Consider the following 22734-nt stretch of genomic DNA (forward strand, 5'->3'; position numbering starts at 1 on the left):
CAATGACCAATGACTAATTTAATTAAAAAAGGTGATAAATATAAACCCATGACAATGGGAAAACGAACTCAAGCCACAGCATTGGAAGTCCGGTTGCTGCGGGAAGGTATTATTGAATCCAGGCATATAGTCCAAGCTGTTGTCTGTGATGAACGAGGACGGGTTCTAACCGTTGCCGGAAATTCTGAAACTGCTGCATTTATCCGTTCAGCCCTCAAACCATTTCAGGCACTCGCTGTCACCACAACAGGTACACTGGAACGCTATCAACTCAGCGATCGCGACTTAGCAATTATCACAAGTTCCCATAAAGGAAGAATAGATCAAGTCCGACAGGTATTTAACATCCTTTGGCGGGCGGATCTTGACCCGACTATACTCCAGTGTCCAATTCCTGAAGGAAAGCAGAGTCCTCTAGAATACAATTGCTCAGGAAAACACGCTGGAATGTTAGCTGTTTGTCAGCAACGCCATTGGCCCTTGAATAACTACTTGGATCGCAAGCATCCAATACAGCAGTTAATTTTGGGCAAAGTCGCAGAGTTGCTGCGAATGCCAGCAGCAGAATTTATCAGCGCTCATGATGACTGTGGCGCACCAACTTATCTGATGCAACTCGGTCATATGGCATCTCTATATGCACTGTTAGCCTCTAGTACTAACTTGGATATGGAGCGCATTGTTCGTGCCATGACTCATCATCCCGCGATGGTAGCAGGAGATGGAGAATTTGATACGGAACTGATGCGCTTAACTCCAGGAGAACTAGTCAGCAAAACTGGTGCCGAAGGAGTGCAGTGCATTGGTAGACTGGGTGAAGGCTTGGGATTGGCAATCAAAGTCATGGATGGGGCGAAACGAGCAAAATATGCCGTTGCGATTCACTTACTCCAGCAAATGGGTTGGATTAGTCCCAGCGCCGCCGAAAGCCTCTCAGAAAAGTTTGTCACCTTGGGAAAATACAAGCGTTTAGAAGTAATTGGAGAATTATCGTTTTTGTAGTTGCCAAACTCTTGACTATAGGTTACTATAAATAAGTCGAGAGCAACGCGGGATAGAGCAGCCTGGTAGCTCGTCGGGCTCATAACCCGAAGGTCAGTGGTTCAAATCCACTTCCCGCCACCAAATAAAATGTAAAACAAAACCCTACAATCAGTAAAGATTGCGGGGTTTTGTTTTATTTTGATCTATTCTGGAAGAAATAGCCATCTAAAAGGCGCGGAGAATCATGGTTGTGAAGTTGCAGCGACCAATTTTAGTGGGAGGATTGGGACTGTCCTTTTCTCTGTGGATGTTGGACAGTTGGCACGATTCTATAGTGCAGGTGGGTGAGTTTGGTTTGTTGAGTGCCTTAGCTGTAGGCGGTGGTTTGTGGTTATTCCAGCAAAATCGCTCCAAAGACAGTTTAAAGCAGCTAGATGGTATGGTGGTGGATCGGGCGACTGTGGAAAGTGCGATCGCTAAAACTGAAACTGTAATTAACCAACTAGCACAAGAAGCAGAAAACCATCCAGCCTTAGAGACACTCAGAGAACAAGTTGCCCACTTGTTGCTGGAATTAGACAGACAAAAAATTAAAGTAGCTGTGACTGGCGGGAAATCCGTGGGTAAAAGCACTTTAATTCAAGTGCTAGAGCAAAATCTAGAGACACAAAATTTCATGTCTTTACAAGAGACACCACCTTTATTTAGAGAAGTGGGTGAAAACTCAGATGCGGCTATTTTGGCAGAAGTAGCAAAATCTGATTTTGTGCTATTTCTGACAAACGGTGATTTGACAGACTCAGAATTTCAAACTTTACAGCAGCTAAAGGCAGCAAATCAGCCTAATATGCTGGTTTTCAATAAACAAGACCAGTATTTAACCGATGAAAGCGCCAATATTTTGCTGTCATTGAAACAGCGGATGCAGGGAAATGTAGTTGCAACTGCGGCCTCTCCCATTGCCATCAAAGTCCGAAAGCATGAGGCTGATGGTTCTGTGCAAGAGTGGATGGAGCAACCAGCAGCAGATATCCAGCAGTTAAAGCAGCAGTTGGATGAAGTTTTAGCACAGCAAAGACAACGGCTAGTTTGGGTGACAACGATGAGGAAAGCCGGATTGTTGAAAGCTGAGGCGAAAAATTGGCTAAATGGAACCAGACGCGATCGCGCCACCCCAATTATTGAACAATATCAGTGGATAGCTGCTGCCGCTGCCTTTGCTAACCCAGTACCAGCCTTTGATATCCTGGCAACTGCGGCAATTAATGCTCAAATGGTAATGGATTTGGGTAATATCTATCAGCAAAAATTTTCTCTAGAACAGGCACAAACCGTAGCTGGAACAATGGGAAGTTTAATGCTGAAATTGGGTTTAGTTGAACTTTCTACAAAGGCTATTAGTACTGTTCTGAAAAGTAATGCCGTTACCTTTGTTGCTGGTGGCGTAGTGCAAGGAGTAAGTGCAGCTTATCTAACTAGAGTCGCAGGGTTAAGTCTAGTTGAGTATTTCCAACAGCAGGAAATAGCGATAGATTCTGGAACAGGTTTGAATTTGGATAATTTGCGGCAAACCTTGCAAAAGGTATTTCAGCAAAATCAGCAGATTGGTTTTTTGCAGGGGTTTGTTAAGCAAGGCATGAAGCGTTTGTTGCCAGAAGTGCAGCCGGTTGAAGTAGTTAATGTTCAGAAGGCAATGGGATAATCTCATACACAGGATCGCTAAATTTTAGATTTTGGATTTTGGATTTTGGATTTTGGATTTAATGATTCAAAATCCAAAATTGGTTTAAATCCCTGATTTTAATAGAGGATAAAAATACATCAACATCTTTCTTTTAATAAATCAGTCTAAAATCTCAAAACCAAAATTGGCTGACACTTTTGTGCTGCTGTTAGTAAACCTAAAATTTACCCAAGCCTATTTTAGGCTTGGGTGTATTTAAGAATATCGTGATTGCTAGTTCTCAAAAAATTGTGAATAAGGATAATTAGCTAAACAGCACCACTGTTTCTATTAAACAGAATAGCTATAGTTTTGAAAATTAGCTTTAAATCGTACACTAAACTCCAATTTTTTTGATACTGCAAATCCAGACGAATTACATCTTCAAAACTACGGACTGTAGAACGTCCATTTACTTGCCATTCGCCAGTCATACCGGGTTTGACATCTAAACGTTGCCACTCTGGTACTTCATAGCGTTCCACTTCATCGGGTGTAGGTGGTCGAGTGCCGACTAAACTCATCTCTCCTTTGAGGACGTTCCAAAATTGGGGTAATTCATCAAGACTCGTTCGCCGTAAAAAGCGCCCTACCTTAGTAATTCTGGGGTCATTCTCATTCTTGAAAAAAGCACCTTGCACTTGATTTTTGACTTGAGATTTCTTCGCTTCCGCATCCACACACATAGAGCGGAATTTCCAAATCTTAAACCGCTTACCCATCCAACCACAACGAATTTGACTAAAGAAAATTGGGCCGGGATCGTTAATTTGAATAGCGATCGCAATCGGAATAAACAAAATTCCTGTAATTAATAAACCAATCACTGACCCAATAATATCTAAGAACCGTTTCATCCAAGATGCCATAGAAGGGTGAGTAGTGGGTAACTGCTCTACTTTACGAGAAGTTGTCTTCCGATTATCTACTACGTCATCTTGTTCTATTAACGACCCATCCCCCACAAGTTCTAGAGGAAAAACCTGATCCAACCCTGTGAGTTTTAGAACTGCCATCACTTGAGGTGTTACATTCCGCAGTGTTAATGTAATATCCTTAGCCTGAGCATATTTAAAATTACTTACCAGGGCACCTAAACCACTACTATCGATAAAAGTAGTTTGGTGAAAGTCAATGATGATTTGCTTGGGATGTGAATTGGGCCCAATTAAGCCTTGGCAGGTTTGCTTAAAGCCTAAAGCCTCCAGCACGCTCAACCGTGTCGGCACCTGCACTATAGCAATGTCGTTTAGGGAATTAACTGGAAAATCGACCTCTGTCGGTTGGCTAGTCATGAAGCTCTGCACTTTCGTTGCCATGTATAATGTAATATGCCAAACATTAGTTTGTCCTACAAAATTACTTAACCTAATATCGGAAATTAGTGGTAATCAGGACTAACTGCTATTTACCGAGGCTGAGATTGGAGATCGCTAGCGACGATTCACAATAGAACAAGAAGCCAAAAAACATCCTTGCTGTTGTGCCGACGCAGCGCGATCGCGTTGCTCTCATCAAATGATTGCTAAAAATACGGTTACACCTACCGCACGCCTGATTGAGGTCTTTTCTGCCATTCAAGGGGAAGGACTGAATGTAGGGACACGTCAGATATTTATTCGTTTTGCTTTGTGTGATTTGCGCTGTCACTTTTGTGATAGTGCCCACACTTGGAATGCACCTACAACTTGTCGGATAGAGCGATCGCCTGGATTGCGCGACTTTGAAATCCACTCTAACCCTGTCCCATTACCCATATTAATCGAATGGGTGGAACAGCAAAATCTGCCTTGTCTACACGATAGCATTAGCTTAACTGGCGGCGAACCACTTCTTCATGCCTCATTTCTAACGCAGTTTCTACCCCAAGTGCGAGCCATAACTGGTCTACCTATATACTTAGAAACCGGCGGACATCGCCCAGAACAACTAGCAATGATTATCCCATACTTAGACTCTGTAGGTATGGATTTAAAATTGCCCAGTGTTAGCGGCGAAAGTCATTGGCAAGAACATAGTAAATTTCTCCAGTTATGTCATGATTCATATTTAAATGTTTTTGTCAAGATAATTGTGTCTCAAAACACAGATCCCGCCGAGTTGGAACGTTCAGCTTCGTTGGTGGCAGAGGTTAGTCCAGATATCTCAGTATTTTTACAACCTGTTACGCCTTTGGCAGTATCAGAACAATTTTCTCCAGTACCTGTACTTGCGCCTTCCAGCGATCAAGTTTTGACGTGGCAAGCTTTGATGAAGGGGTTTGTCAAGCACGTGCGCGTGATCCCCCAGACACATAAAATGCTGAACCAGTTGTAAAATTTTAGTTTGATAAAGATGTAGTCAAGAAAAAAGTAAGATTGTATGAAATCGTAATTGGGCTGTTGCCACTAATTAGGGAGACAGCAGCCCCCTTAGTAGGCAGTCTAATGAGCCAAATCAAAAGATCACTAAAAGGTTTTACTACGTAAAATCTTGCCTCCCTGACTCAAAGAGAAACTTGAACTAAAGTTCAAGGCAGAGAGAGGTTTGTCAAACTCGCGTTGATTTAGGTTTTTTGGGGTAGGCAATACCCACCCAACCTAATTTCTGGTTGCTAAAGTGCGCCCTCATCTGGAGTTTTGGATTTAGCTTTTGCCTTATTGGCACTGCGTTTGAGGGCAGAGAGTCTTGCTTCGTATCTCGATCGTTGGCGCTTACTAGGAGTATTATCAATCAGGGTTTTCAAGGCGCTACCGAGACTTTTGTAGGCATTGGGGAGGCTATAACCAAAACGAGTTGCTAAAGCGATCGCTTTCTCATCAGCATTGAGCAATTCTCTTAGTTGCTTTTCCCCATTATTCTTTTGGTACAGTCGCCAGCCTGACACGCCACAAAGCGACAAAGCTAACACCAGCAGCAATCCATCTTGTACCCACAATTCCCCTACAGCACCACCTAAACCTATGGCTAGTGCTGCCATTTCCCAACCATCTTTAGGAATTGTGTCATTTTGAACGCGAGCAACCTCATGCCAGAACAGCAGATTACGCTGATCCATTGCGAGGGCATCCCATTTCACCAAATCAATTTGAATTTCTACCTGGTCTTTCCCAATTTCTTCGCAGCGAACCAGGGGTGGATTGACCTCAGTTGTGCCTTCAACCGTGACCCAGCTTTGCAGTTCTGGTGGTAGTAAAGCTTTCAACCGCCGGAGTTCGCTCATTTCCGCTTTGGCAGAGGAGGTTGCATAGGATGTCATAATATCCAGCCCCAGAAAATTTCAGTATATAGTGAGGGTATCACTTTGGAGTATAGCTATTTAAGTGATGATCCGTCTCACTCACTAGGAAAACTTCCTCGCTTTTTTCGTGCTTCCATTGCTTTTTCTAGTAAATCTAACAATCCTGGAGCTTCTTCTTGGATACTGAGTAATAGTCTTTCCCCAAGTTCTATATTCCCCGGATCGAGGCCTGTTGCCATAACTTCTGTCAATCGAGGTATTGCTATGCCATCGACAATCTGAATTAATCCACTCAGACAACGGTGAAATTGTTTTTCTGTGAGAATCGAGTCTTCTAAAGGAAACTCAATAATGGCACGAATTTCACCATCCGATGGGTCATACTCCCATTGCAACATTTTGGTTTCCCAGGAAATGGCAAGCATTGTCTGGAGGATAGCTGCCTTGTGAGGATGGTTTTGGATTCCTCCCAGAACTTGAGGGGCAAATACCCGAAAAAATTTTCCTTCTTCATCCAGTTGGACAACTATTAGGAAATCTTCTAAGTTATCAGCCTCCACACCTGTTATAATTCGGTCTTCTTCATCATCAAAACGGTAGTCCCAACCAAGGTTGTCTAAATAGTTGGCAATCTGTTTGAGGTTAGCTCCCATAAAAGCCTCATAAGGAACGTGGAGCAGTTCTTACCAGACCTAGTTTAACCTGCTAGGGGTAGTTGTTTGGGTTGGTGTGGATACTTCTAATCCCATAGAAGTATGCAATTAGGGTATTGGGCATGGGTTATGGGGCATAGGGCATTGAATAACCAGAAAAATAGACGAGCATTCGGCGCTATGAATGATATTTTTTGAATGACTATTGCTCATTCTTAAAGAAGCAACAATTACTATTTTTCTAATTTTAGCCAGTGAGAGGTATAGCAATAAATCGCTTAAACCTTAATATTATTTTAGAGTTTGAATGAATTTATTAATATATCAAGTATGGTGGCATGATTTGTAATTAAACTTAAAAGCTGAACCCAAGTTTAAATAATTTTTACATAGCATCTGAGGCTTTTGAAAGTATACCTAAAAACTTCTAATACTGCTTTTGAAAGCTAATAAATATAGCATATAGACTGATACATTTTTATATTAAAAGCAACAAATTATTTTCACGAAACAATTGTAGTGAAAAATACATTTTTGATTGTCGAGTATCAATAAAATTTATACGTAAATCATCATAAATCCTAGCGATCGCACCTCTAGTTTTTGTTATAAATTTTCTAAAACCTCTGCGCTACTTTGCGCCTCTCTGCGTTTATATATTTATAGATAATTGAAACTTATAAAATATCAAAAAGATGGAACTGCGACATCTGCGCTACTTTATTGCTGTCGCTGAAGAACTGCACTTCAGTAGAGCCGCCGAGCGACTGCACATCGCTCAACCGCCCTTAAGCCAGCAAATTCACCAACTAGAGGTGCAATTGGGAGTAGAACTGTTTCACCGCAAAACTAAACGACAGGTACAACTAACAGAAGCAGGGCAAGTTTTTCTGCAAGAGGCTTATCAACTTTTAGCTCAACTCCAAAAAGCAATTGAGCTAACCCAAAAAACGGGAAGAGGTGAAAAGGGACAATTACGAATTGGGTTTACCAGTTTGGTAACTTACGATTTGCTTCCTGTGATTTTGCGGCGGTTTAGAGAACAGTTTCCAGAAGTAGAGTTGGTATTGCTGGAATTAACCACAACTCAGCAAGAGCAAGCGCTACAAAATCGGCACATTCATGTAGGTTTTGCCCATCCACCCTTAGAAGACAACACACTCAATCAAGAGTGCATTCAGCAAGAAGCGTTAATTGTCGCTATGTTGGAAACTCATTCTTTAGCTGAACAAGAAAAGATTTCAGTGCGATCGCTAGTAAACGAAAACTTTATCATGTTCCCTCGCCATTTGGGACCCGGACTTTACGACCAAATCGTAAGTCTTTGTCAGCAAGGAAACTTCAGCCCAAAAGTGACTCAAGAAGCGATTCAGATGCAGACGATTATCGGATTGGTTTCAGCAGGAATGGGGATTGCGATCGCACCGTCTTCATTGCAAAATCTTCAGAGAACTGGTGTAGTTTATCGTATTTTCGAGGAGAAAACACCATTAGTAGAAACGGCTATAGTGTGGCGGGAAGAAGATATAACACCCGTACTAAGGGAATTTCTACAAATTGCGTTTTTAAAATAGCAAAATCTTATAAGTTATACAGATTTTTAAACCATATTAAAAAGGTCTGCACCTTTGGATGTTGAGAATTCAGAATTTCATACTTTATTGCTTGATGCAGTTGTCTTCCTGGCTCCTCTTGCCATGCCAGCCAAGTGTAAATTTTAGCTTTATCAAGATAAGAATCTTTGAATGATGCTCCTTTGTTTTTTGCTTCTTGTGCTACTTCCTGAGCATATTGCCAAATAGTTTCGCTTTCATCTCTAATCATATAAGCTAAAAAGCTCTCTAACATACCTCTCATTTGGTTATCTGGCATAATCCAGATACCAAACTTAATTCCATTTTTTGTAAAATGGATCAATCCTGTCTCTGAGATTTCTTCAGGAATATCAGATATACTTGGCAAACAAGCATTTCTTATACTTATCCAACGTGCAGATAAATCTTCATCTGCGTCTATTATTATGCCTAAATGGGTGAGTTCTGATGCTTGTAGTTCTGTAGATATAAGGTTTGCGTCAATATTTTCGTAACCTCCGCAATCTTGTATTGATACAATTGCTTCCCTTTTGTTATCACCCCAACGAATTCCATTTTTTTCTATTAATTCTGGTATAACTCGTAAATCGTCCTGTCCTTCTACTAACAACTTCTTGCGTTCATAACCTTTTGGCATTACTAACGTACCTCAATTTCTCTTTCAGCAGCAATGACAATTTGAGGTTCAGTGAAGACTATACTTGTTTTTTTCCCTTTCTCAATTCTATGAATTCTAATACCATCCTGAGTTACATCTTCCTGCTCTGCAATACTAGCTAAACTTGTCCAACAATCGCTATTGTGAGTAGTAGCGAAAACTTGCACATTTAATCTTTTGGCTGTTTCCCAAATTAGTTTCCACATATCAGACATCGCCGTAAAATGGAGTCCGGTATCAATCTCATCAACAAATAAGTATCCATCTTTAGCACACACTGTAGCTAATGCAAGTCCTAAGATACGCCAAATACCATCACCCATACTGCCAATTGGTACACGCTGATTACTATCAGAAAGAAGGACAAAAAAACCGCCCCGCGATTCTAAGGAATATCTTGAATTTCGAGAACTAACTGGAGCAATGCGTTGAATTTTAGAATCTATTCTATGAAGTGCCTGCTCTACAAGTTTTTCTTCAGGTGTTAGTACTATCTGATCAAATAGTTCAATCATCTTATCGGTTTCTAAAGAAGATGATGTTATAAATTGTATTTTTGGTACTGAATTTTTAGTATATCTACGCAATTGGCGAGGATAATCCTCTATAGGAAGTCCACCATTAGCTGATAGCGGTAATCTCCAAGGCTTTTCTTCTCGCCCATAATTCCAGTTAATACTGAAGTCTAGTTCCCTTAATGCATCTGACACTTCATCATATAGAAACTCAGGCAATAAGCTAAGTTGCTCTGTTGAAGAAATTTTGCGTTCTTCTATTGATACAACAAGCTCCTCTTGAATATTGCCATTAATACCTGTTATTGAAAATTTGCTCCCCAGTTCAATCTCGTGACCATAAAAAAGGTGACGAACATCAAGGTCTTGAGCTTGAGCTAACCCTAACCTAGGTTTACTACGCTCATCATCATAAAAATACTCGCTCCGGTTAGTCATTGTCTGACGTAGTGGATCAAGATTATTCCGTGAGCATAAAAGTTGAATAGCTTCTAGTATTGATGTTTTACCGATATTATTTTTACCAACGAGCAGGTTTACTCTACCAAGCTGCTGAAGCTCGAAAGATTGAAAACTACGGAAATTCTCTATTTTTATCGTCTTCAACATAATTTTGCTAGCCGGAGACAACAAAGAGGTAATGACTGATATTAGTATAAGCAGTCTTGATACTTTTCACTCTAGCAAAAAAGAACAATTGCTCAACTCGATCAACTCGCTCCCCTTAACCCAATCCCTCAACATCAGCAGTTTCACCTTCGGACTCAACAGGCTCAAACTTCACTTTATTGTATAAATCTTGTAGAGAAATCTCAAATGGTACGGTTCCAAGTGCGATCGCTTCATCTTCTTCATCATATTCACGAAGCGTCCATTGCTTTTTCCCAATTTTAGAAAATTGCTCTACATGAATCCTAGTTTGGTCAATTAATAGATATTCTTGGAAAGTGGAAATAGTTCGGTAAGCCTGAAATTTATCTTCGCGATCGTAGTTTTTAGTAGATTTAGACAAAACCTCAACAATAACTTGGGGATTTGTAATAATATCTGTACGGTTGTTGGAAAATTCTGGTTCACCGGCTATTACTGTCACATCTGGATATGTATGGATACGCTTTTGGTTTATCCACAGACGCATATCGCTATTAAACACTTCGTATTCTTGTTGTCTGAATGCGAAGTTTAGCACAGCATAGAAATTACCAGCTATACGATTGTGATTAGCTGTTCCACCCGCCATAGGAATTATTTGCCCATTAATATATTCACTTTTGTAGTCAGCAGCTTCTTCTAGCTCTAAATATTCCTCTGGAGTATAGTATCGCTTTTGTGTTATTTGCATAGTTTTATCCGGTAACAATGTTTAATAATACGGATCGTCTAGCCACTAAAGATATTTTATCCATGTTGACCAGACCTGTTAACAGGTTAACAGGTTAGATAGAGGTGTTAGTGCTTTCTATAAAGTGAGCGTAGGCGCAGCCCGCCGTAGGCATCGCTATCTAAATTCAAAAGTAACTGTTAGCCCCTTTTCCTATTGATAACCGGCTGCTTGCAACATAAACAATTTGGCATAACGTCCTCCTAGCTGTAATAATTCTTCGTGAGTTCCCTGTTCTATAACTTCGCCGTTTTCTATTACTAGGATTTTGTCAGCCATGCGTACTGTAGAGAAGCGATGGGAAATCAAAAGTACCATCTGATTTTGAGTAATAGCGCGAAAATGATTGAAAATCTCAAACTCAGCTTGGGCATCTATTGCTGATGTTGGTTCGTCTAACACCAAGATATCTGCTTGCGATCGCATAAATGCACGAGACAGTGCAATTTTCTGCCACTGTCCCCCAGAAAGTTCTTGTCCTCCCTTAAACCAACGACCAAGTTGAGTCTGAAAGCTTTGAGGTAATTGGTCAATAAAAGATTGGGCCATGCCTTTTTCAGCAGCAGTTTTCCATTGTGTTTTATTTTCGAGATGTTCTACATCGCCCACGCCAATATTCTCTCCCACAGTGAACTGGTAGCGAACAAAGTTCTGAAAAATCACACCAACGCGACGCCGCAGGACATCCACATCCCATTCCTGCAAGTCCAAGCCATCTAAGAAAATTCGCCCAGAATCAGGGGTGTAGAGTCGGGTAAGTAGTTTGATTAAGGTAGTTTTACCGGAACCGTTTTCACCGACAATTGCCAGTTTCTCTCTGGGTTTCAGATGCAGCGAAATGTTTCTCAAGGCTGGTTTGGAACTTCCCGGATAAGTAAATGAGACATTCTCAAAACGGATACCATCTTGGGAATTTAAACCAATGGTTGCCTTACCCCAAGATTTTGGTACTTCTTCTTCTAGAAAATCATAGAGATTTGATAGATAGAGGTTGTCTTCATACATCCCGCCAATAGAAGTAAGGGCATTGGAGAAAGTAGATTGTCCTTGGCGAAATACAGTGAGATACATGGTCATATCTCCCAAGGAAATCTTACCTAGCACTGTTTCCAGCACAATCCAAGCATAAGCTAGGTAAAAAGCACCAGTACTAACTAAACCCAGGAGATACCCCCACAGTCCTCGCCGCAGAGTCAAATCACGGTCTTCGCCATAAAGTTGCTCAAACAGGTTGCGGTAACGCCCTAGCAACATCTCTCCCAGTTGGTAGAGTTTGACTTCTGTGACAAAATCTTCTCTTGCTAGCAGATTTTCTAAATAGTGCTGTTGACGAGTTTCTGCTGCACGCCAACTAAACAAGCGAAAGCCTTCTCCAGCAAACTTTGTTTCGGAAATAAATACAGGCATAGCTGCCAAAATCAGCACCACCACCGCCCAACCTGAGAAATTTACTAGCAAAATACCGTAGGTGAACAGGGAAAGGGCATTTTGCACTAACCCAAAGGTGCGGTTTACTAAGGAAAGCGGACGAACTGATGCTTCTCGGCGGGCATTGGTCAATTTGTCATAAAATTCTGAGTCTTCAAACTGCCTAAGATCGAGTGTCAGCGCCTTTTCTAAGATGAGTACATTCACTCGCTGACCCATTAGCGCCCGCAATAACGACTGACAAATGGTGATTCCCCGTTGACTGCCTGCTAGTAAAATTACAGCGATCGCTTCTAATCCTACATAAAATAGTGAAGGAGAAATATTGACAGAACCATTGCTTTGTGAGTTCACTTGAGATGCAAATACCACTGCATCAACAATTAATTTACTGATGTAGGATATCGCCGCCGGTAATAGACCAGCCACCAAAGTTAAACTAGCCAGAAAAATAGTAAGCGATCGGCTAGTAGTCCATACTAAGCTTACAGCCCGTCCACTGTAGCGGAAAACCGTCAGTGATTGGCGTAGGATATTTCTTTTTTTTTAATTTTCATCTTTTTTGGTGAGACACCCCAGCTTCGGCGGATCTTCCTGACTCTTTTAATCTTTATATAATTTTAACAATAAAGAACTCAGAACTCAGGAGCTAGAAGTCAGAATTACGAGACGTATATTCTGAATTCTGACTCCTGTTCAAATTTTTATCCCCACAATCTCCGACCTGCTTTCCCACTTAATTTTTGGTGAGTATCTTTTAACAAAGCTGGGATATCTAACTTTTCTGGACAGCGAGGCAAACAGTCACCACATTCTGTACATCGGTTGCCTTTCATTCCAGGGAACCAGTGACCGGCATTTTCAAACATTCCGTAACGATATTGACCATAGTCTTTCATATCGTATGCCACGGCGAGATTACGTAACCGCAATACCTCTGGAATATTGATATTTTCTGGACAAGGCAAACAAGCATAACACTGACTACAATTATCAGTTTCCAAAGCAATTTTTTGGTGATTTTCTAACCGCCAGAAAGTGGAAATTTCTGCTGATGTTAACTCTCCATCATGGTCAGCAATTTGCAAAGGTTCTCTTAATTCACCTGGGTTAGCTGGCCCTATACTCAAAGTAGTAATACGGCGATCTGCAAGTAAAAATCGATAATTCAATTCTAAGGGTGAATACGGATAACACAGGTCTTTTAAGGTTTGAGGTGGCGTGTAGAGGCGTCCTCCCTTATCAGCAGGGGAAATAATGAAAATGCCCATATCCTTTTCGGCAGCTAGTTGAATTGCTGGTGCGTGCCGTTGAAAAAAATAGTAATAATGCAGATTGACAAATTCAAATAAATCTGTATTTATTGCTGCCTGAATTACCTCTAATGGCCCGTGGGTGGAAAAACCAACGTGTCGTACTCGACCATCAGCAACAGCTTCCTCCACTGCTTGCATACAGCCATTTTTGGTTTGCACCCACTCCAAATGTTGCCAAGTGTTCAAACCATGAACCCCTAAGCAATCTAAATAATCTAGTTGTAATCGTTCTAGAGATTCGTCAATGTACCGACGCATGGTATCAGCATCTGCTGTGGCTGAGATTTTAGTAGTGACATAAAGCTTCGTTCGGGGTACTGACAACCCAGCTTTTAGCGCCCTACCAAGATACTCCTCGCTTTTGCCGTAACCTCTGGCGGTTTCTAGATGATTAATTCCTAGCGCTAAGGCTTGTTCGATAGTCTGGTGAGCATTTTCAAAATCAGCCAAGTAGCGCATTGTTCCCAAGGAAAAAACCGAGAGGCGCAGATTCGTTTTTCCAAAGCGTCGGTATTGCATCTTTAATAAAAAGTTAGGAGCCGATTCAATTTTAGATTTTAGATTTTAGATTTTCACTTCAATCCAAAATCCAAAATTCAAAATCTAAAATTGTCTAGCTGTCGCCATTACCAAAGCGCTTGATCAAATCTTCAGGACGGAGATTAGAAATAAATTCACGGAAGGCTTGCTGTTCGGCTTCATCTGCATCCCGATCGACAGGGATAGAAGCATCGGCAATGACTTCTTCCATTACCCAAATGGGAGTATTTGTACGGAGAGCAATAGCGATCGCATCGCTAGGACGCGCGTCAATTTCTTTTTTGACTTCGCCTTGCTGGACAATTAAAGCTGCATAAAATGTATCCTTTTGCAGGGAATGAATAATGACTTTTTCTAGAGTCATGTTCCAAGTCTCTAGAATATTTACAATCAGGTCGTGAGTTAAGGGTCTAGGAGGCTTCTGATTCTCCAGTGCGCCCATAATTGCCCTAGCCTGTTCCTGACCAATATAAATTGGCAAAGCCCGCCGATCTGAAGAATCTTTCAAAAGGACGATCGGGCTGCGGGTTATGGCATCTAATGCTATGCCAGCGACTTTCATTTCAATCATTGCCTAAGCCTCTACAATGCTTTGAGAGCCTTTGATGACGTGTAACAAATAACACCCCTTTTTAGGCGGTTTGGTGACAGTAATAAACATAAGCATTCGTTCTCTATAATTGCTTCTATTAAACTCCGAACTTGTGGTGAAAACCAGAGTAAGTCAAATTGGTCTTCTTAAAGAATAACCTTCTTAACCAAGTATGCCTTGTGAAGGATGCTAATGTGTTAATATTCCTATCCTAAAAAAAGTCAGAAAATATACTTGGATGTTCGAGATTTCTGTGACAATTACCAATTGACTTCAGGCAAAATTAGGCAATAAATAGAGTTAGTTTGACAAAAAAGCCGTGTTTACAGGATTAATCCAAGCATTAGGAACGATGGAACCCTTAGGGGGCGATTCTTGGCAAATTACTTGTGTAAGCCAGTCGGGTGAAGTAATTATGCAAGATTTGGCTTATGGTGACAGTGTTGCTGTCGATGGTGTTTGCCTGACAGTGGAACAAGTTTTAAAAGACGGGTTTATTGCCACGGCTTCACCAGAAACTCTACGCCGGACAACCTTGGGAGGTGAGCAAACCCAACAGAGATATGTCAATTTAGAAGCGTCGCTCAAAGTAGGCAGCAAAGTTGGCGGTCATTTTGTGATGGGTCATGTAGACGGCATCGGTCGATTGCTAGTGGCAGAACAAACGGCTAGTTCTTGGGAAATGACCTTTATTGCTTCCGTTGCGATCGCACGGTACATTGTCCCCAAAGGTAGCATTGCCGTCAATGGCATCAGCCTCACAGTCGCTGATTATGAGCCAGAACTCTCCCAATTCAAAGTAGCGGTAATTCCCCTGACATACAGCGAGACAAATCTTCGCTATTTGGTTGCTGGAAGTTTAGTGAATCTAGAAGGGGATATTCTCGGCAAATACGTGGAAAAATTCCTTTATTCTGGCAACCCCCACACCAGAGGCACTGATGACAATAGTATGGATGGCATTACACCCGCATTCCTAGCAGAAAACGGGTATCTCTGACATTTTAGATTTTGGATTTTGGATTTTGGATTAATTTAAAATTTAAAATCCAAAATCCAAAATTTCCAATCTAGCTGCCTGGTTGCTGGCTTACCTGGGCGGTTTGCAAGCCTCGCACTAACTGGCTGAGGGCACTTTGTAATTCCACGCCTGGGTCAGTAGCAACCCACCCATCTTGTGTAAGGTGGCGAACTTCAAAATGCAAGTGAGGGCCTGTGGAGTTACCAGTGCTGCCAACTCGCCCGATGATAGTTCCAGGTTGTACCCACTGACCGGGTTGAACAAGGATTTCTGACATGTGACCGTAGAGAGTTTGTTCAGCAGATTTGTGATTCAGGATTACGGTTAAACCATAACCACCCACCCAGTTAGCAGTTTCCACTTGACCAGCAGCAGCAGCCAAAACAGGTGTTCCCGTAGGCGCGCCCAAGTCTGTACCAGCATGGAAGCGTTGATTACCTGTGATTGGATGAACTCGCCAACCAAACAAAGAAGTAATGGGAGCGGGAATAGATAGTGGATACATCATTCCTGTACCGCTATAAGCAACTCTCCCTATGTAGGGAATTTGCGGCAATACTGATGCTAGTGAGAAGTCGTAAGACACGTTGCTGGGACGGGGTGCAATGTTGCCATCTGCCATTGGTGGCGGTAAAGTCCCACCACTCGGTGCGATGGGAGTTGCACTCACTGTTGTCGGGGTGAACTCGGCGGGAGTAGGGATAAACCGATTCGGGCGAAATGCGGTCTTGGTGACACCGCTAGAACCACTTTGAGCAGCACGCCATTTACTGGTGTTGCCAGTAGTTGCAATTTGCCGCACGGGTGAAACTACTGGCAATTGGGCGTTTTGACTTCTTCTGAGCCAATTAGGTGCTACTTTACCATTAGAATCAGCTACACTCCTTTGGGGTGCTTTGGCGCAAACACCGCCTAATACACTTTGCCCTGATGGCAAAATGGCTCGACAACCACTGGAGCGTTCTGTAACAATTACAGAGTTTGGTGCTTGATAAGTACCTGTTGCACCACTGTCATAACTATTAGGATCGATATAGGCGTTATTATAATCCTTTGTTTTCTCCGCCGTTGCACTGACAGGGCTGTTAGAGTTATTTGATGGTTGAGCAACTACTGGAAGTTTTTCAGGTGCATAGCGGGCAGGGGTATTGGGTTTTTCCTGTCTCATCCTTACAGGAGTAACCTGTGAGGCTTCTACTTTGGGCTTTGACTGTCTGATAATCACAACAGGTTCAGCTGCTTCGATTTTGGGTGTAGACTGCCTAACTGGCTCTTTTGATTGAGCAACCTCTGGCTTGCCTAGTCTCTGTCTGAGTCTGGCTCGCCGTTGGGAAAATTCCGGTTGCGCTTGAGCGGCTTCCGGCGACGCAACAGCCTGTTTTTTAAAAGTCGAGGCTTTAACTGGATTTGTAACTGCTGTTGGTTGAGAACTTTCAACAGTGGGAACGATGTTGTCTATTTGTGCTTCCGTTTGGGCAAACACGAAGCCACCGCTAAGGAGGCTAACGCTACTCAGCCAACAGAGGCTCTGGGCTGGTAGCGTCGAGGCAAAACGTTTTTTTGTTAGACCTTGCTGCCATAAGTAATGCAAACGATGAGGGGCAGAATTTTTGCGCTGCGTCATTTTTTCTCTCAGTTGTGTGTAATTAGCCTAAAGAGATGATGCTAGTGGTTTGTCTTGCCCAAAGAGCGAAATTTTGAACAAACCTCAAATTTAAACGGAAGATTTATGGTACCCCAAACTGATTGTACCGGGTTCAATATAAATTTCCGGTGTAATTAGTTCCTTTGTATCATGTGTTTCTAAATCAACTCGTAAATTTCCTTGAGGAGTCACTCCAACTACTGTACCTGAAAGATTATTGACATACACCCGATCGCCCATGTTTGTAAGCAAGTCTAGATAGCCAGACAAGAGTATATTTACTCCTTCTTTAAAAAGGCACTCCATACCGGATTCTATTCCCAGCAAGACTTTAGAGGTGAGCATTTCCAGACACGAAATTGGTCTGCAATCTTGGGAAGCTTGCCACGATTCCAGATTGATTCCAGTTTCTGGTACTGGGTTCGTCCAGTTAATACCAACACCAATTACTGCTTGGGTGATTTGTCCTTTGTTTACTTTGGTTTCTGTCAAAATGCCGCCTAGTTTGCGACCATTTAAAACTAAATCATTGGGCCATTTTATCCCAACATTTATACCGCATTGGCGCAATTGCGACGCAATTCCCCAAGCAGTAGCGAAAGTTAGCTGGTAGCTGTCAGTAGCCTCTATTTTATGGTCGAAAGAAATCGCCACGGAAATATATAATCCCCCAGCCGGAGAAATCCACTGGCGTCCCCATTGTCCCCGCCCAGCAGATTGCTGAGTTGCGATTACTACTGTTCCTGAAATAGCCCCTTGTTTGAGTAAGTTCCAGAGGGTTTGGTTGGTTGAGGAGACGCTTCCAAAAAAGTGAAGAGAAAATGGTAAATATGTATGCTCACGCCCTGCTTGCAAGGCTGCTTCCAAGTTTTGCAGATTAAATCCCACAGCAGTTAACCCAAATTCCGTTGTTCAAGTTAGCATTGATTGGCTGATGAGTGATTTCTGTTTAGGTTTGGTTGAAGATGCACACTTGGCACTGGCGCAATTGGGAAGGACTTCCCTATCTAACTTGTAGTATTTTGGAAGGTTGGCACCACGGCTTCTTTACCCAGCAGTTTTGGCCGCGATCGCCACAAGTTATCACAGAAGTATTGCAACCAGAGGCATCAGTCTATCGCTTAAAGCAGGTTCATGGCAATACTGTTCTTACCCCCCAAGAAGTTGAAAGCTTCTTAAGCTCTGCTGAGGAGGATTTAGCATCGGCAGATGGTTTAATGAGCGAACAGCCTCTACAAGCTGTTTGGGTCGCTAGCGCAGATTGTACACCCGTGCTAATTGGGGATGTGCAAACTGGACGGGTAGCAGCATTACACGCGGGTTGGCGGGGGACTGCTAAAAAGATTGTTCCCTTGGCGATCGCTAGATTACAATCTCAAGGCAGTAAACTCGATGATTTGAGAATTGCGATGGGCCCAGCGATCGCTGGTGAGGTTTACCAAGTCTCGATTGAAGTAGCAGCGGAAATTGGGGCTAGTATTATATCACATAATGATGAAGAAAAAATTGTAACGGCATTGCATGAGTTACCAAATTCACCTTTACTAGAAGACCCCGATCCAGGAAAGGTACGGTTAGATGTGCGGCGAGTGAATACCTTACAACTGGAAAATATGGGAATTAGTGCAGAACAAATTGCGATCGCACCTTATTGTACTTTTCAAACTCCAGAGCATTTCTTTTCTTACCGCCGAGAGAAAGAAAAAAAAGTACAGTGGTCAGGGATTGTCAGCGGGAAAAGGTAAAACTGGTTTTAATTAGCATCAATGAATAGGACTTACGCAAAACTACAAGCCGTAAGGGCAATTCATGAATTAATTGCGCTTACCGAAAATCAGGGTTTCAGCTATTGTTTACGTAAGTCCTAAATAAGTAAATAAGGCAGAAGAACTCAAACTATTTTACACAATGTAAATTTAATTATTCACACCCACTTACTTACCTATCACTACCTATGACTTTTAATGTACGAAGTTGATATCCGATTCAAAGGTTCAAATTTCACAACCTGTTTTTGACGCAGGGAACTAATTGCTAAGACCAAAATACTCACGGTGATTCCTAAAATTGCATAACTCGGTAGGGCGAAGATAGTTACTTTCATAATGTATGGCAATTCCCCTGCTTTTACATTCCATCTTTTTGCTAGAGAGCCGATGACCCAGCCATGAATAACTGCTGTTTGTACCCCTAGACAGCAAACTCCTGCTAACCAAACAGACATTCTTTTCCTAGAAAATGTACAATGCCTAATTTGATGCAGCAAATCATTTAGCAGAAAAACAACAACAGGTATTAACATCACAGAACTAGTTTGCTGTGAATAGTTAATGGCAATACTTAAGCAAGAAACTAGTACTATTTCTGTTAAGTATATTTCTTTTGCCCAGGCTGTGAGAGATTGTTGCAAATACCAATACCAACCCACTAAACCAACAAGTATCAGAACAATCAAGTCTGAAAATAGCTTGGCAAAAAACGGATTATTGGGAAATAATCTTGGGCCCACGACCATCAAATCGATGCGACTAATCGAAAGATAGGGACTATTCGATGGGTCTTGTATCCAGAGTGAAAATCCACGAGATACATCTGGTAGAAATTGTGTCAAAGAATTGCCCGTCAAGGCTAGACCTAAAAATACTAGAGAAATTCCTGTGACAACAGATACAAAAACCAAAGAAAACCGTCTTTTCAGTAGAAAATACAGAATGAATAATGCAGCCAATGTTGGTTTACAAACGGCAATACCCAAGCAAATTCCTGCTGGAATATCTTGATTTTTTTTAGCCCAGATAAACATCCATAAGATCAGAACTGCAACAAAAATAGCAATATTACCAACTTGAAGATCGTTAACTAAACCATAAATCGATACAACCGAGATTGTGCAAATAGTTCTCAAAGCTCGCGACTTCGACTCCAGCAGGATATTCGCTCCCCATAAAGCCAAACCGATTGCTAATATATGCATTCCAATCCAGATTGTAAATGCAGTACTGCTCGAAAAATAACCGAGAAACCAGATGAGAGGAATAATATTAGGTGGATAAACAAAGGGTGGAATCAAGTTACACGCCTTAGTTAGGCTACAAAAGCTTTGATTAAAAATCTCGGCATTAAAGGGACTCAAATGCTGATGAGCTAATCTACTCGCCACATAAAACCACTTAAAATCCCATAAGGGTGGATCTGGTTGATTTAGTAAATAAACTAGCCAACCTGTATAACAAAGGAATCTTGTAACGATTAATACAACACTTGCTTGAACAATAAAGCTAACAATTGGTTGATGCAAAAATTGTATCAACCGTTGAATTGCAGGGGATTTTAAGAATAAAGAATTTTTCCAGGCTGCCTTTTCATCATCTAATCGCCAATTATTTTTCAGAACTAAAGCAACAACAGTTACTACAAGTAGGTTCCAAAAGCCAAACTTTATCATTAAGTAACAATTATCTATGTATATTCTACATAATATCCCTGAATTTTTTCGTAAGAAAGGATACTTATGTATTTTCATAATCAATTTACAAAATTTTGACAATTACTCCCTTTTAACCATAAAACAAGGTTTTATAAATCGTAAATTATACCAAATACCTCGCTTCCATTTCTCTCTCTACTTCAGGGGAAGGCTTTGAAACCCCCATCCCAACAACAAAAGTTTTTCCCTAACTCTCTTCTTTTAGGCTAAGGTGTACACACAAGTTTTCTAACATTGCTCCATAAGCTTTTGATACCCTCAAGCCTTCTATTTAAAAGGCTTGAGGGTATCAAATCAACCCAACTTATCGGGGTAATTAGAAGTATTTACAACGATTTTGATTTTGGAGAGAGACGTGTATGGAGAGGGTTGGGGAGAGATAGTAAGGTTTGCTCCGTAGCTTAGGTTTCTGAAATTTAGATGTTCGTAATAATACTTATTTTCGAGGATTACTTCTAGTGGTTATCGGTTGCGTGCAGTACGCTTGCTTATTGGGGTTTTGGTCTTAATTATTACGAAAACTTTGTCTCAATAATTCGCAGTGTATTAATGCCCTATCTACTAAAGATTTTATTTGCTCTGGTGATAACGGATCGCCGTTAGCATAGTGTTCCATCCAAGTCAGACTAATCAAATTGGGGTCATCGGGTAAACTCGCCAAATCCCACCCAGGCATTTCCAAGTCTTCCATGAGACGATTTACTTTGGGGTCATAACTGAGAGCAAAGCAGCGACAACCTTCAGCAGCAGCCATAATTAAACTGTGCAAACGCATCCCAATTGCCATTTCAACGCCGCGAAACACACCTTTTAAAAGTTGCGGATCTTCCAGACACAAAATCTTGCTGACATCTTTAAGATGTGGTTGAATAGCTTCGGCAATACTTAAATCTTCACTTTTTTGAAACGGCAGTAATAAAATAAATGCTTGCGTGGCCTTTTGAAAGTCAACTAAAGCGCGAGTTAAATTTGCTAAACGTGTTTCTGTAAGTTGGGGATGCGATCGCAACGTTACTGCAACTCTCGGCGCAGGTAAATCCCAAAGTCCTGGTACTGGTTTAGATTCCAACGCCCAAACCGGGTCAGGAGCTATAATACAAGGAATTTGCCAGTCAGATAATAAAGCAGCGCTGGCGCGATCGCGGACACTAATTTTGGTACAATTACCAAAGGTTTGCTTTGCCAACCAACGAGTTTGCGGACGCACCAAAGGGCCAATACCTTGCGCCCAAGCAACAGTTTTCAAACCCATTTTCTGCGCTAATGCCATCAGTCCCCCATAATAAAATGGGCTGATGGTACTGGTGACATCTTGAATCAGACTCCCACCACCCCAAATCAAGGCATCACAAGAGCGTAAAGCTTGCAGTACAGCTAAGGGAGCCATGCGATCGTAGGTTTCTACATTGTAGCGATCGCGGGTTTCCTCTGGATTACCAGAAAGTACTATAGGCGTTACGTGAGATGGTAACATTTGCAAAAGCGTTGCCAATAAAGCTTCGTCACCACCATTACCTTTACCGTAATACCCAGACAATAATGCCCGTATGTTGACCATTTTGGATTTTGGATTTTGGATTAATAGCTATTGTTAAATGAATCTCTGTCCCCCATATAGATGGTAAACTCATTCCCAAGTTCTATAGCAGTGGTCAAACAACTTAGGACATTCATTAGCAAATCGTCAGAGAGCTACTGTCACAGCTATCCATAGCAGACTTGTCCTAAGCAGGATAGCAGCCGCTATAATTACTTACATTTTTTCGACTCCGAAGTGTTCACTTCCGGTTTCATCGACAGAAGTCTTGCTACCTTGTAGTTTCTTTGTCTGTGCTTGGATATTTCGATACTTGCATAAAGGTTATGATCGCTGATCGCTAAAACTATCTAATACAATAGACATCTAATGAAAAATCCTTGTAGAAACACGAAATTTCGCGTCTCTACAAGGATTTAAATTTGAAAAAGATGGGTTT

Annotated in this window: 19 protein-coding genes and 1 tRNA gene; 7 read left to right on the forward strand and 13 right to left on the reverse strand. The window is 41.6% G+C overall.

Annotated features, from left to right (window positions below; translation table 11 throughout):
* Window positions 1-48: 48 nt before the first annotated feature.
* The 3 genes from V7K44_RS00735 to V7K44_RS00745 all read left to right on the forward strand — a co-directional run bounded on the left by V7K44_RS00735 (window position 49) and on the right by V7K44_RS00745 (window position 2686).
* Window positions 49-1002, forward strand: a complete 954-nt coding sequence (locus V7K44_RS00735) for an asparaginase (protein ID WP_334927765.1) — start codon at window positions 49-51, stop codon at window positions 1000-1002.
* A 46-nt stretch (window positions 1003-1048) separates the two neighbouring features.
* Window positions 1049-1125: transfer RNA gene (locus V7K44_RS00740), tRNA-Met, on the forward strand.
* Window positions 1126-1228: 103 nt separating this feature from the next.
* Window positions 1229-2686 (forward strand): YcjF family protein, encoded by a 1458-nt coding sequence (locus tag V7K44_RS00745; RefSeq protein ID WP_334927675.1) that lies wholly within the window; start codon window positions 1229-1231, stop codon window positions 2684-2686.
* A 290-nt stretch (window positions 2687-2976) separates the two neighbouring features.
* Here V7K44_RS00745 and V7K44_RS00750 read toward each other — a convergent pair whose 3' ends face one another.
* Window positions 2977-4026, reverse strand: coding sequence for a sugar transferase (locus tag V7K44_RS00750; protein ID WP_334927677.1), 1050 nt, complete (start codon window positions 4024-4026; stop codon window positions 2977-2979).
* Window positions 4027-4225: 199 nt separating this feature from the next.
* On the opposite strand from V7K44_RS00750, the gene V7K44_RS00755 reads away from it, so the two are divergent.
* Window positions 4226-5023 carry a 7-carboxy-7-deazaguanine synthase QueE gene (locus V7K44_RS00755; protein ID WP_334927679.1) on the forward strand — a complete coding sequence of 266 codons (798 nt, stop codon included), beginning with the start codon at window positions 4226-4228 and terminating at the stop codon, window positions 5021-5023.
* 277 nt (window positions 5024-5300) lie between these two features.
* Here the strand turns inward: V7K44_RS00755 and V7K44_RS00760 are convergent, their stop codons facing one another.
* Both V7K44_RS00760 and V7K44_RS00765 read right to left on the reverse strand, forming a co-directional pair.
* Entirely contained in the window at window positions 5301-5945 is a 645-nt protein-coding gene (locus tag V7K44_RS00760) for a DUF3318 domain-containing protein (protein WP_292749575.1), read from the reverse strand.
* 77 nt (window positions 5946-6022) lie between these two features.
* Window positions 6023-6580 (reverse strand): hypothetical protein, encoded by a 558-nt coding sequence (locus V7K44_RS00765; protein ID WP_334927681.1) that lies wholly within the window; start codon window positions 6578-6580, stop codon window positions 6023-6025.
* A 695-nt stretch (window positions 6581-7275) separates the two neighbouring features.
* On the opposite strand from V7K44_RS00765, the gene V7K44_RS00770 reads away from it, so the two are divergent.
* Window positions 7276-8154: a LysR family transcriptional regulator gene (locus V7K44_RS00770; protein WP_334927683.1), complete on the forward strand. Its 879-nt coding sequence runs from the start codon at window positions 7276-7278 to the stop codon at window positions 8152-8154.
* A gap of 7 nt (window positions 8155-8161) precedes the next feature.
* Here V7K44_RS00770 and V7K44_RS00775 read toward each other — a convergent pair whose 3' ends face one another.
* The 6 genes from V7K44_RS00775 to V7K44_RS00800 form a co-directional block, all read right to left on the reverse strand.
* A complete protein-coding gene (locus tag V7K44_RS00775; RefSeq protein ID WP_334927685.1) occupies window positions 8162-8812 on the reverse strand; it encodes a DUF3226 domain-containing protein in 651 nt (216 codons plus the stop codon).
* 2 nt (window positions 8813-8814) lie between these two features.
* The gene (locus tag V7K44_RS00780; protein WP_334927687.1) at window positions 8815-9957 is read right to left on the reverse strand and encodes an AAA family ATPase; all 1143 of its coding nucleotides are present in this window, start codon (window positions 9955-9957) and stop codon (window positions 8815-8817) included.
* A 115-nt stretch (window positions 9958-10072) separates the two neighbouring features.
* Window positions 10073-10690 carry a Uma2 family endonuclease gene (locus V7K44_RS00785; RefSeq protein WP_334927689.1) on the reverse strand — a complete coding sequence of 206 codons (618 nt, stop codon included), beginning with the start codon at window positions 10688-10690 and terminating at the stop codon, window positions 10073-10075.
* A gap of 192 nt (window positions 10691-10882) precedes the next feature.
* Entirely contained in the window at window positions 10883-12691 is a 1809-nt protein-coding gene (locus V7K44_RS00790; RefSeq protein WP_334927767.1) for an ABC transporter ATP-binding protein, read from the reverse strand.
* A gap of 170 nt (window positions 12692-12861) precedes the next feature.
* Window positions 12862-13992: an aldo/keto reductase gene (locus V7K44_RS00795; protein ID WP_334927691.1), complete on the reverse strand. Its 1131-nt coding sequence runs from the start codon at window positions 13990-13992 to the stop codon at window positions 12862-12864.
* Window positions 13993-14086: 94 nt separating this feature from the next.
* A complete protein-coding gene (locus V7K44_RS00800; protein WP_094349146.1) occupies window positions 14087-14584 on the reverse strand; it encodes a bifunctional nuclease family protein in 498 nt (165 codons plus the stop codon).
* A 340-nt stretch (window positions 14585-14924) separates the two neighbouring features.
* Here V7K44_RS00800 and V7K44_RS00805 point away from each other — a divergent pair, with 340 nt between their 5' ends.
* Complete coding sequence (locus tag V7K44_RS00805) at window positions 14925-15605, forward strand: riboflavin synthase (protein WP_334927693.1); 681 nt, start codon at window positions 14925-14927, stop codon at window positions 15603-15605.
* A gap of 70 nt (window positions 15606-15675) precedes the next feature.
* Here V7K44_RS00805 and V7K44_RS00810 read toward each other — a convergent pair whose 3' ends face one another.
* Window positions 15676-17250: a M23 family metallopeptidase gene (locus V7K44_RS00810; protein WP_334927695.1), complete on the reverse strand. Its 1575-nt coding sequence runs from the start codon at window positions 17248-17250 to the stop codon at window positions 15676-15678.
* Between the two features lie 90 nt (window positions 17251-17340).
* Complete coding sequence (locus V7K44_RS00815) at window positions 17341-18159, reverse strand: biotin--[acetyl-CoA-carboxylase] ligase (protein ID WP_334927697.1); 819 nt, start codon at window positions 18157-18159, stop codon at window positions 17341-17343.
* Between the two features lie 77 nt (window positions 18160-18236).
* On the opposite strand from V7K44_RS00815, the gene pgeF reads away from it, so the two are divergent.
* Window positions 18237-19016, forward strand: coding sequence for a peptidoglycan editing factor PgeF (gene pgeF, locus V7K44_RS00820; RefSeq protein WP_334927699.1), 780 nt, complete (start codon window positions 18237-18239; stop codon window positions 19014-19016).
* Between the two features lie 203 nt (window positions 19017-19219).
* Here pgeF and V7K44_RS00825 read toward each other — a convergent pair whose 3' ends face one another.
* Complete coding sequence (locus V7K44_RS00825; protein ID WP_334927701.1) at window positions 19220-20716, reverse strand: glycosyltransferase family 87 protein; 1497 nt, start codon at window positions 20714-20716, stop codon at window positions 19220-19222.
* A 547-nt stretch (window positions 20717-21263) separates the two neighbouring features.
* Window positions 21264-22316, reverse strand: coding sequence for a polysaccharide pyruvyl transferase CsaB (gene csaB, locus V7K44_RS00830; protein ID WP_334927703.1), 1053 nt, complete (start codon window positions 22314-22316; stop codon window positions 21264-21266).
* Window positions 22317-22734 lie beyond the last annotated feature (418 nt).

This window comes from Nostoc sp. (assembly GCF_036917235.1).
Taxonomy (GTDB): domain Bacteria; phylum Cyanobacteriota; class Cyanobacteriia; order Cyanobacteriales; family Nostocaceae; genus Nostoc.